The following is a 12,157-nucleotide window of genomic DNA, read 5'->3' as shown; positions in this document are numbered from 1 at the left end:
TGGCGAAATGGAACTACTCACTGACATTATCATGTTTGTTGTCGCTTGATAGCGCATCCTTAATGAGTATAGAAGTTGGCTACAGTTCTTATTTACACCTGGCAGATTTGCTGAACTGTATCGGCATAGTCACTCAACCGTAGAAAAACAAAAAGCTCTTTACGGAGCTTTTTGTTTGCAAAATCACTTCTTAATAATACGGCTTAGTCAAGATTCACTGGCGGGGCGATAAAGCCTTGATAGGCATCGGTTCTAAGCTCGTTAAAACGTTCTAGCTGAGCCTTTTCTTGAATACCCGTCACTATGACTTGAATGTCCAATCCTTTTGCTACGTTGATTAGGGCGCGGCACAATTCGCTATTGTGGTGTGTCTCATCATAGTAGGCGAAGGATTGATCCAGTTTCACATAGCTAGGTCTTAATTCCTGTAGATAAGACATAGAGCCAAACTGACGACCAAAGTGGTCAATACCAAACTTAGCACCGTTATCGCGAATGATGTTACATAAGTGCTGACATGACTTAAGATCACTATAAACACCAGCCTCAGGGATTTCGAAGCAGATACGCTCAATAAATGCGGCATTTCGCAAAAATTGATTTAGCCACTCATGGAACTGAGGATCGTTAATACTTTGGTGGGTTAAGTTAATTGCGAGCGGTTCATAGCTCCGCTCGAGCAGTTTTTGCTCGTAGACAGTTTCAATTAAGCATTTATCGAGTAAGGCACCAAGTGATAATAACTCGATATAAGGCATAAATTGCCCTGCATGGGCGAGTTGATCGCCAAGCTCTAATTGGCAATACAATTCCCGTTGCGCTATGCCATCACCATCGCAAAATTGTATGGGTTGCCATCTAAACTTAAACTTCTTATTGCTGATGGCATGGCTGAGGTTATCGCGCCATTGCTCGCGGGTGAATAATTGCTGCTCTGTGGTTTCAAACCAGTGGAAGGTTTTATTTTCTTGTAATGCTTTTTGAAGGGCATTGTCGGCTTGGGCCAAAATATCCGACACATTCATTTGCCCAATACGTTCAGCAATACCGATAGCAAAGTCTTCGTTGGGCTTACAGCCTGCTTTTGACATTTCTTGATTGATGGTACGGATAAGTGTTTGTAAATATTTGCTGATCTGATCGTGTTCAACATCGGTCACTAAAAATGCAAATTCATAGGCGGCAATACGCCCTATGACCGAAGGCGTTATTTCGTTTAATTGCTGTTGAAACTTTTCTGCGAGGATCCGTATGGTTTCATCTCGAACTTGATAGCCATATTTACTGTGCACTTCTTCGAGCCAGTCGAGCTTGGCGAGGAATAAAGCGCCGCTGCTAGGTTCACTTAACCAACCATTTAAACGACTTACTACATATTGGCGGTTAGGCAGGCCTGACGCCGGATCGACAAGATTCTTCTTACGTAACGCGCCAACCTCTTCGTCAAGAGAATGGAACACTTGTTTCAATTGAGCTGACATGCTGTTAAATGCAGTCACTAAGTCTTTTAATTCGGTGGTTTTGGGTAGTGCCATGTCTGGACCAAATTGGCGTGCTGCGATACTTTTCGCGTGTTCAGACAGGGTGTGGAGAGGTTTCAATATCCATGTTAAGCCTACTCTTGCTGTAAAAATAGCAACGAGAAAAAGTAGTGAGAAGGCTATGATGGTATTGGACATGATTCGCCATAGTTCATGATAACCAAAACCAGGATGAGCAGTGATTTCAAGCTGTGCTAGCTGCAGCCAACCTGAGGTGATAGTGCTTTGTTTTTTGATGGTTTTAAACAGATCTAGATTGATAAACCATTGAGGGACATCTTCAATTTTTAAAGGATTATTCCACTCTTGTTGCTTTCCATCGACCATCCAAGTCAATTTTACATTTTGATAGTAACCACCTTCAAAAATAACATTCACTAAGGTTTCTGCCGCTGCGGTATCGCCGGCTTCGAGTGCTGGGGTAAGCATTAGACCGAGTGAAGTGCTGGCATTGTTTAGATCGGACTCCATTTGCTTTGTTAAAAAGCTTTGAGTCTCAGTGAATTGCACATAGCCAAGGCTTGCAACTACAAGCAAGAACAGGCTAAAAAGCAGCGAATAAATCTGTCTAAACAGTGTCATTTTTGGTGCTACTCCAGTTTTAATTTTGGTTGCCTAAGACGGTCAACACCTAATCTATGGTTAAGATCGTTCCATTTTTCTAATCGTTTTGAGGACCCTGCCAGTACGCCTCGACCTTGCTCTTTATTGAGCCATAACTGTTTACCATTAAAGCTATAAACAGGCAGTAGATCTTTTCTTTTTGTGGCGGGTTTTATTTCATGGTCAAGATTATCGAGCACTAAAGGAATTGATGATGGTGTTTCATAGTAAGCCAATACCATGTGGTATTGATTAACCGTAGTGGCTTTAACCATAGTGATCCGCATCTTGTCCTCTTGAACACCAAGTTGGAGTAGGGTGAAGTATTTTGCGATCGAAAAGTCTTCGCAATCACCGCCATTCACACCAATAAACTCCATCGGCGTTGCCCAATAATTCGAGTCTCCCCATAATTTACTGTCATCCACAAAACGGAATAAATTAAAAAAGTTATTTACCTTCAATAACTTTTCTTTTTCATCTAGCGTACTCGCTTCCGATAATACTTTGAACCAAGCCCTTGCTCGCATTCCAGCACGTTCGCCGTAATGTTTTTCTAGGGTTGAAGTTATCTTCACTTCATCAAGGTTTTGTGTGGGGGCCGCATATAGGCAACATATGCCTAAGGCTGACGCTATTAGGCTAAAGCGGCAGACTCGCAATAATGAATCTTTATAATCAAGTCTGCCGTTCATAACCTAATGTGTTAGTCCTTTATTTTGAGTTGTCATCGACCGAGTAAATTGTCCATTTCATGTCTGCTGCCGTATCATCACCAGTGACTTCTGCAACAACACGACGGTTACGAATTTCTGCTTCCGGCGTCTGTTCTAAAACAATTGGGCGGCTAGAACCATATCCAATAGCAGTTAATCGACTTCTATCAATACTAAAGCGTTCAGCCAGTACTGCGGTGACAGCATTTGCACGTTCTTGAGATAATACTGTATTTCGTTCATCGGTTCCTGTGCGACTCGTGTGACCTTCGATAGTCACTTTGGTCGTTGGATACTGACGTAGAAAAATAGCCACCTCTTCAATTTGAGGATAGTACTCAGGCGCAATATAAGCAGAGTCATTCGGGAATAAAATATTTATTTCCTTTCGCTCGTTAATCGCTTTTATTTTGCCACAGCCATAGTTATCAATACCTGCCCCTTGGGCGGTGTCGTTGCAGCGTTCACGGGCTTCAATGACACCATCGCTATCTTTATCAGATAGATCATAGGTTTGAGTTGTGACCATTTCGTCAATATTAACCGTATCGCGCATCGAACAACCAGCTAAAAGAGTGACACTTAGAAAAAATGTGAGAGTTTTCATTTGTTAGCTCCTCCTTCATAATTGCGCTCTCCGCGCCACGCATCAGGTCTAGTGACTTTAAGTGAGTCTAATAATCGCCCTGTAGAATTGAGCACGCGATACTTAGCAATAACTTCATCATATTCAGCTTGTAAGTAGTCTTTACGTGCCTCGAAGAGCTCATTTTCGGTATCTAATAAGTCGAGTAGACTGCGTTGGCCTAAATTAAACTGTTGTGCATAGGCTGTTTGAGTATCCTTTGCGGCCACGACATGATCGCGAATATATTGTTTTTGCGGCGCTAGCATTTCAAATGCGTTCCAAGCTAGGTTTACCCCTTCAACAACTTCACGTTGGGCGCGTTGGCGGATTTCTTTCGCTTCACCTAACTTGTAAGCAGTTTCTTTTTCACGGGCAAGATCTTTACCCCCCGCAAATAAGTTGTATCTCACCCTCACCATGGCGACGAGATCGTTACTATGACCACCCACATCACTGCGGAAAGCACCAGCACCTGATATTCCATCTTCGCCGCTGATATCGTTATTCCAGTTACCATTCAGTTCTAAAGAAACCTGAGGATAGTAATTGGATTGTACTGAAGAGCGTTCATTTTCTGCGGCACTAATATCGTTTGCTGCAGATTTGAGTATGGGGTGATTCTCTTGCGCAACAATAATGCCAGAGCTAAGATCCTTTGGCAGCATGTCTGCATCTGGCACTGGTAATATTAAGTCTGCCGGTGCCGCCGCTACAATTTTGACGTACTGTGCTTTTGCATCAAGTAAATTGTTGCGAGCAGAAATAACGTTAGCATTAGCACGCGCCAAACGTCCCGAGATTTGGGATAGATCTGCGATTGAGCCTAAACCTGAGTCAGTACGTTGTTTAATCTGGTCATAAATTTCTTTATGGCTGTTAAGGTTTTTCTCGGCTAATTTTAACACTTCATCGGTGCGTAAATAGTTGAGATAGACTTTACTGACATCGAGTGCCATATCTTCAGCTGCAGCAAGCAGTGCCCATTGGTCTGCGCTAGCTTCAAAGCTATAACGATCAACTTCACTGCTGGTGTAGAAACCATCGAAAAGCATTTGTTTTATGCTAACACCAAACTCTCCGGGATTTAATTCAGCCACCCCTTTGCTATCGACTTCGCCGATATTGGGTCGTCTACGTGTCGATACGCTGTCGGTTTGTTCGTAACCGTAGCCACCATTGACATCAATAGTTGGCATATAGCCTGCTATCGCTTGATTAACTTGTTCTTCTCGCGCTTTAAAGCGGTTGAATGCCACTCGTAAATCTGGGTTTGTATCTAGCGTATGTGCAACGGCTTGTTCTAACGTCTGACTTTGAGCCGATAAAGGTAACAGGATTAATGACAGCACTATGGCTATCTTTGAACATTGAAATTGTCGTATTGCTGAAGTCTTCATGACCAACCTCCCGGTTTATAAAAAAAGGCTTAGTGCTCTCTGAGCGCTGTGTCCTTAGCCCTTAAAATTGGATTTAAAATGTACTCAAGTATGGATCTTTGCCCCGTGATAACGTCAACTGAAGTTAACATTCCCGGAATAATTGGCATCTGTGTGCCATCGTTTTTGGTTAAACTAGATTCTGCAGTCCTAACTCTGATGAGATAGTAGCTATTGCCTTCTTCATCTTGAGAAGTGTCGGCACTAATATGTTCGACAGTTCCTTTAAGGCCGCCATAGCGGGTAAAATCATAGGCGGTAATTTTTACTACGGCGGGTAATCCTGGATGTAAGAAAGCGATATCTTTAGGCAAGATTTTAGTTTCTATCAGCAGTTGATCTTCCGACGGAACTATCTCGATAATATCGATCCCAGGTTGCACTACACCACCCAGTGTATTGATATGTGTGGTTTTAATGGTGCCATTAACAGGGGAGGTGATAATCGCCTTACTGACTTTATCCTGCGCGCCAACTTGTGCTTCATTCATGCGAGAGAGGCGGGTTTGAGTTTCATTGAGCTGTGCGCGCAGCTCTGCAGCGTAAACAAATACAGCTTCACGGCGTTTTAAGATAGCCTCATCTAATGCCGCTTTTACTTTAGGGCGGAGTAAACGCATTGAATTCAATTCACCTTGCAAGTCGTTTACCGTGCGTTCGAGTTTGAGTAACTCAACTTCAGGAACAATACCTTTTTTGGCTAAAGGTCGAGTGAGTTCAAGCTCGCGGGATATTAGCTGCATGCTCGTCGTTAATGTCGTTGTTTTAGAGGCGAGATCATCTATTTCTTGCTGTCTTTGTTGAATTTGACGTACGAGGATCTCAAGTTGGTTACTTAAGTTATCTAAGCGTCCGTTGTATTCCTCTTGTTGTCTTTTCACTAAGGCGGGTTCCGCAGCAATGATAGCTTCAGGGAATATCAATGCTTCTTTAGTGATTAGCACTTGTTCACGCCAATCAGAGGTCATGTCTGATATTAGAATGCTGTCGAGTTCGGCGCGCATGCGGATAGCATTGGTTTTTAAGCCATAAACTTCTTGCTCTTGTTGAGCAAAGTCGGAGCGAAAGCGGGTATCATCAATACGCACTAAAGGCTGCCCTTTTGTGACTATCTCACCTTCTTGAACGTAGAGTTCTTGCATTATGCCGCCATCTAGACTTTGGATCACTTGAACTTGCGATGAAGGAATCACTTTTCCCGTTCCAGTAGTAACCTTATCTAATTGAGCAAACCCCGCCCACAGTAAAAAACACACTACCATAGCAGCAAGTGCCCATATGATTAATCTGTGTCCGCTGGGAGCGTCTGTCATCATGGCGCCATAGACATCATCAACCATGTCTAAGTCGTTTGTTGTTAGATGTTTACTCATCTTTTAGCCTCTCCGTTCACTAGGCCAAAATTGAGTTTTTCTAGCACTTCTGCTTTAGGTCCATCGGCAACCACATGGCCGCGTTCAAGTACAATAATGCGGTCGACGAGTTGCAATAAATGCATCTTGTGGGTAATAAGAATTAACGTTCTATCTTTGCTGACATTTTGCATTGAACGAATAAATTGTTGTTCAGCGCGAGCATCTAAACTCGCCGTAGGCTCATCCATCAGTAACACTGGGGGATCATTCAGTGTGGCGCGAGCAAGAGCGACAGTTTGTCTTTGCCCGCGACTGAGTGACATGCCGCCTTCGCCGACCTGTTGGTCTAGGCCTTCTGCTTCTAGGTTGGTGAATTGACTCACACCAGAAAGCTGTACCGCGCGGATGAGTTGATGTTCAGTGACTTGACGTGTACCAAATAAAATATTGTCGCGAATAGAACCATGGAATAGGGTGACATCTTGGGGTAAGTAGCCAAAATTACGACGTAAATCACTCGGATGAATCTGTGCTGAGTCTAAACCGTCGTAGCGCAAGCTTCCTGCCGTGGGTTGAAATAGCCCAACCAGTAGCTTAGCTAGCGTACTTTTACCTGAACCATTTCGACCGATAATGGCAATGCGTTCGCCAGGATTAATCGTCAGCGACATCGGATGCAACACAGGCTTTTCAGAACCTGGATAACTAAAACCAACATGATCAGCATTGATCTTGCCTATGAGTCTTTGTTTGCTAACTAAATGCCCTTTATTTTCAAACTCATCTTCTTGAGTCATGATTTCATTCAGTTGACGTAGTGCACTGGCTGTGTGGTTTGCTCTCGTCATCAGGCCTGCAAGTTGTGCCATAGGTGAAATGGCGCGGCTCGATAGCATGACCGCAGCAATAATTCCGCCCATAGATATCGCATTATCAGCCACACGATAAACGCCCAAAATCACCACGCAGACAACGGTAAATTGCACCGTAAAGTTCGCTACGTTCGATACTGAGTTGGAGAGCTTTTTTGACCTTAACTGCCAGTTTGCACTATGGCCTATCATCTGTTGCCAGCTTTTTTGCACAATTCCTTCAGCGCCATTGGCTTTAATTGACTCTAACGCTGATAAGCTCTCGATTAAATGCCCATGTTTTAAGCTTGAAAATTTATTGCCTTCTTCGATTGCCGCTTTGAGTTTAGGTTGAATATAAAGCGTGAAGCCAATAATGATGATGCCGCCAATGACTGGAACTATAGCGAGATCACCAGCGACAATAAAAATAATGATTAAGAAAAATATCGCGAAGGGGAGATCGACTAAAGTTGTGATCGTTGCCGAAGTTAAAATTTCACGAATGTTATCGAATTCACCTAACTGTTTCGCCATGCCGCCGATACTAGGAGAACGTTTTTCTAGGGGAATACCTATCGCTTTAGCAAAAAGTCGCGAAGACACAATAATATCTACTTTTTTTCCTGCAACATCGATGAGGTAACTTCTAAGTTGCCGCATGATAAGATCGAACATATAAGCAATCGCCGCACCAATCGCTAAAACCCAAAGGGATTCAAAAGCGAGGTTTGGGACGACTTTGTCATACACATTCATAATAAATAACGGTGAAACTAAGGCGAATAAATTCACCAATACAGAAGCGATTAATGCATCACGATAAATGGGTGCTGAATCTTTGAGGGTTTGGACTAACCAGTGGGTTTTATTATCGTGTAGATAAACATCGAAGCCCATGTCGCCACGGTATTCTTGTTTGACTAAGAATAAATATCCCACATATAAGGCTTCGAGCGACTCAATTGTCAGTGTTTCTTCACCGCCCGTCTCGGGTAATTGAATAATTGCTTTATCTGATGCAACATCAAGTTCTCGCAATATACAGGCTTTTTTGTCTTTTAATAATAAAATACAGGGGAGCAATATAGGTGATACTTCGTTTAAGCCTTTTCGAGATAGCTTAGCCGCTAGACCCGCTCTTGAAGCCGCCTGAGGCAATAAGTCGGGTGATAACACGGTACCTGACAAGGGTAAACCTGCCGCAAGCGAATCGCTCGAGCACGGATTGCCAAAATGCTCAGTGAGTAACACTAAACAATCCAGCAAAGGATCCACTAACACTCTTTGTGAGGCTGAAATGGTCCATTGATCAATTTTTTCAGAAGCTGCAGCAGACACCTAATTACTTATCCTTTGGATTTTTATATGGTTATGGCAAGTATCGGTCATGATGGCCTATATTTCTATAGGCCATCCAAGCGATTTTATTAAGGAATCATAGTGCCGTTAGTATTATAAGGGTCTATCAGTGGCGTCACTCCTTGTGGTGCATCTAGTGCCACTGGCGCGGCATCAATAATGAGTGGCCCATTACCATTGGTACCAAGTAAGCCATTAATAATACCTGCATTATCAGCTGCACCATATTGGCTATAGAGGTCAACCCCATCAAGCACAATGTGTTGATCGACAGTCCCATCTTTGTTGGCATCTATATCGATAACGGTAGAGCCATTATCTAATCTAAAGCTGAGATATTCATCTAATGTATTAGCCGTTTCTCCTTGCAGTAAATCACTCAGGTCGAGCTTATCTTCATTCACATTGAAATCCACAATGTGGTCAGTGCCATTATCGGCATCAGCATAGCGCCACACGAAGGTATCTGCACCGCTATCACCACGCAGAACGTCATTACCAAGGCCGCCAATCAGAGTGTCGTTGCCAGCACCACCAATCAAGGTATCGTTGCCAGTGCCTCCATAGAGGGTATCGTTGCCTGCTCCTCCATCTAAATAATCATTACCACCTTGACCAAAGAGAATGTCGTTACCGGCACCACCAAATAAGATGTCTGCTTTATCGTTTGCACCAGATTGGTCAAACTCGTCAGTATGTTCACTGATATATCTGTGAACTTGGGCATCACTAGCATCAGCTAGACCTAGCTTATCGGCAACGTAGGCTTTAATGGCTGCGAAGCCTTGACCGCTGATGCCGGTAAAGTGTATCGCATCACCAAAGATGATATCGTCTCCAACACCGCCATCAAAACGATCTGAGCCTGGAATGGCGTTCACTTGGTCGCCAAGGATGGCATCGGCTAGATCATCAGCATCTATATTCGTTTGAACATTACCATCAGTGTCATAAGGTAATAAGTCAGCCTCATTGATGTTTGCGCCCATGCCGATAGCTTGAACCGTGACGCCAAGGCCCGAGAGCAATGCAAAGCCAGCTTGGGAATTTGTAACTGTATCAGTGCTGGTGTCACTACCGTTACCAGACAAAGCATAGTACTGATAGTTACCTTGGGGATCGGGTCGCATTGCTCCAACAGGGCTCCGGCTCACGCTGTAGAAGTCGTCTACGCGGAACACATTACCATTTTCATCAATCACCACACGTCCGTTAACTGTATAGACTTGGCCGAATACGTAGCCAGTGCCGATGACTTGTGACAAGCTACGATCATTATTGTCCCCCCATGTGTCGTAGACATTTGGGTTACCACCCGCATTAGCATTATAGTAGGTCGGTTTGCCGTCAGTGATAAAGAAGGCAAGATTAGTAGCCCCACTATTATTTTGGGCATCACCATTGGCGAACCAGTTGGCCGTGGTAGTGAATACATCCTCATAGTTGGTGCCGCCGCCGCGGCTCATATCATCTAATGCTTCTTGAAGAATATTCAATGCATTGGGGTCACTAAGATCTACACTGATGCTGCCCTTAGCATGAGTATCAAAATCAACCAAGAAGATGTTCACAGTGCCGCTTTGTGGGCCACCGGCACTGTCTATGAGGGTTTGCAATACCTGGGCTAACTGCAATTTCATCGTCTCTAGCGTATCAGCGTTTATACTACCGGAACTATCGACCATAAAGGCGATATTGTAGTTTTGGCCTGGCAGAATAATGCTGCCATCTAAGTCGCCAACCACAATATTGTGCTCGCTGCCAAAATTGACATCTTGGTTTCCAGGTTCACCTTCAGTGCCCTTGAAGTAATCAAGGCGGATGGTATCTTCACCCGTTGCTGAATTAGTGAGATCGGTCCCTTTTTCTCTGGCAACCGCTTCTACCACCAAGTCCACCTGACCTGCATTTGCTCCGGGAACGCGAATTGTGACTCCAGTCAGCGAAGCGTCCAGTGCATTTTCAGCCCAGAGATTGCCACCAGTCCAGCCATTAGGGCCGTTGTAATCCAGCAGTAGCTTGCCATCATTGTCAGCTACACCGAGTAGCACTCCCTGGTAGAACACTTGCGTGCCAGCGGGCAAACCACTCAATTCAATGGAGTCGAGCAATTCGCTGCCGTCACGATCAGTTAGAGATGCATTGATTTCAACTGGGTAGTCAACATAGGTTGGCTGAACCATGACGAGCTGACCAGTGTTCTTGTCAAGTGTATAAATGCCGTCATCAAATTGAATGTACTCGATATCATGAAGCGCCTTAACGACGGCTGCGCCATTTTCTTTAGTTGTAAAATCAAACCAGATATCGTTTTGAGGATGATATCCACTGCCTTTGGTGATGATGTAATCTGCACGATTGCCCATCAGCACGGCAATATCAGTTCCTGTGTCACCATACAAGCCATCATGGCCTAAACCTGCAACCAGAATGTCATTACCAGTTCCGCCATAGAGTGAATCACCTTGAATATGATCGCCACCAACCAGAACGTCATTGCCGCCGTACCCGTAGAGCATATCACCGCCACCTTGTTGGCTGACAAGGTGATCGTTATTGAATGAACCCAACACTTGATCTTGGCCGCTGGTGGTATCGGTCTTCTTAGCTTCGGTACTAAATGGCTGTTTAGTGAAATCACCACTGCGGAACTGTTCAGTTGTAATCCCTGAGCTGATAAATCCGCTGTAAAGAGGTGTGCCATTAGCGGTCAGTATCACGTCAACCAATGGTTTGTCTGCAACTGGTTGAACAGTAATATTGAGTGTTGCCGTATCTCCCGTATTAGTAGTGTATGTCACAGTTGATACATCGCCTGACCAATGTTGATTAGGTATAAACGTGAACTCTCCATTGGATTGTATTAGCAAGCTACCTATGGAGAGGGCCACTGTTTGACCAGCATTGTAGCTTGTTAGTGCACCGTTATGCATAACGGTAAAGCTGACGACGCTGGTATTGCTTGGATGGTCGTTGGTCAGAAGTTGGCCAGTTACCAACTGATCTTCTTGCTCAGTATAACTTTCGCCAGTTGCATAAATTACGATGGCGGTATCAGAGCCTTCAGCAGAGGTGTTGCCAGCTTTATCCGTTTGCGTCGCGGTTACAGTGATGCTTTGGCCGTTAGCGGGTGTGGTTTCGGTCCAGTTGATGACGCCGTTGGCGTAGGTGTAGTCACCAAAGGTGAGGGTGCCGCTGCCATTATCTGTGAAGTCGGTTAAGCGAAGTTCAATCGCTGCACCGCCATTGATGGTGAGCGTGACATAGCCGCCAGCTTCAAAATCAGTATCGTTGATCGATACGGTTAGCTGCACGTCATCGTTGCCAATTTCAGTCGCCGTTAAGAGGCCATCACCCGGCGTGCCATCATCTACAATCCAGACGGTTGGCGCTGATGGAGGGGTGATATCCAAAACGGTGACATTGACGGTGGTGGTTTCAGTCACGCCGCCCGACGTCACGGTGTAAGTGAAGCTGTCAGTACCATGGAAGTTCGCGCTTGGGGTGTAAGTCACGGTGCCATCGGCATTGATGGTCACGGTGCCGTTGGCGCCATTGGTGACGCCGGTGACGGCGGCATCGCTGTTTTCAAAGGTGTCGTTGTCGAGCACATCAATGATAACGGCGGTGTCTTCGTTGGTGAGGGCGGTGTCGGCCACGATGAT

Annotated in this window: 7 protein-coding genes; all 7 read right to left on the bottom strand. The window is 44.7% G+C overall.

All coding sequences use genetic code 11. The annotated features are described in order from the left end of the window. Positions 1–203: 203 nt before the first annotated feature. Entirely contained in the window at positions 204–2,123 is a 1,920-nt protein-coding gene (locus tag L5M38_RS20805) for an EAL domain-containing protein (protein WP_173496181.1), read from the bottom strand. 8 nt (positions 2,124–2,131) lie between these two features. Beyond that, positions 2,132–2,839 carry a transglutaminase-like cysteine peptidase gene (locus tag L5M38_RS20800; RefSeq protein WP_105250450.1) on the bottom strand — a complete coding sequence of 236 codons (708 nt, stop codon included), beginning with the start codon at positions 2,837–2,839 and terminating at the stop codon, positions 2,132–2,134. 19 nt (positions 2,840–2,858) lie between these two features. Continuing rightward, positions 2,859–3,467 carry an OmpA family protein gene (locus L5M38_RS20795; RefSeq protein ID WP_105250449.1) on the bottom strand — a complete coding sequence of 203 codons (609 nt, stop codon included), beginning with the start codon at positions 3,465–3,467 and terminating at the stop codon, positions 2,859–2,861. Further along, positions 3,464–4,885: a TolC family outer membrane protein gene (locus L5M38_RS20790; protein ID WP_105250448.1), complete on the bottom strand. Its 1,422-nt coding sequence runs from the start codon at positions 4,883–4,885 to the stop codon at positions 3,464–3,466. The genes L5M38_RS20795 and L5M38_RS20790 overlap by 4 nt, the downstream gene beginning before the upstream one ends. 29 nt (positions 4,886–4,914) lie before the next feature. Beyond that, positions 4,915–6,297, bottom strand: coding sequence for an HlyD family type I secretion periplasmic adaptor subunit (locus L5M38_RS20785; protein WP_168825932.1), 1,383 nt, complete (start codon positions 6,295–6,297; stop codon positions 4,915–4,917). Beyond that, positions 6,294–8,471, bottom strand: coding sequence for a type I secretion system permease/ATPase (locus tag L5M38_RS20780; RefSeq protein ID WP_105250446.1), 2,178 nt, complete (start codon positions 8,469–8,471; stop codon positions 6,294–6,296). Before L5M38_RS20780 ends, L5M38_RS20785 begins: the two co-directional genes overlap by 4 nt. A gap of 89 nt (positions 8,472–8,560) precedes the next feature. After that, positions 8,561–12,157 (bottom strand): Ig-like domain-containing protein (locus L5M38_RS20775; protein WP_263180202.1); only part of this gene is annotated, 3,597 nt, incomplete at its 5' end.

Source organism: Shewanella sp. SM101 (assembly GCF_025654465.1).
Classification (GTDB): Bacteria; Pseudomonadota; Gammaproteobacteria; order Enterobacterales; family Shewanellaceae; genus Shewanella; species Shewanella oncorhynchi.
The sequence above is the reverse complement of the archived record's forward strand: the minus strand, read 5'-3'. Positions and strand labels throughout refer to the sequence as shown.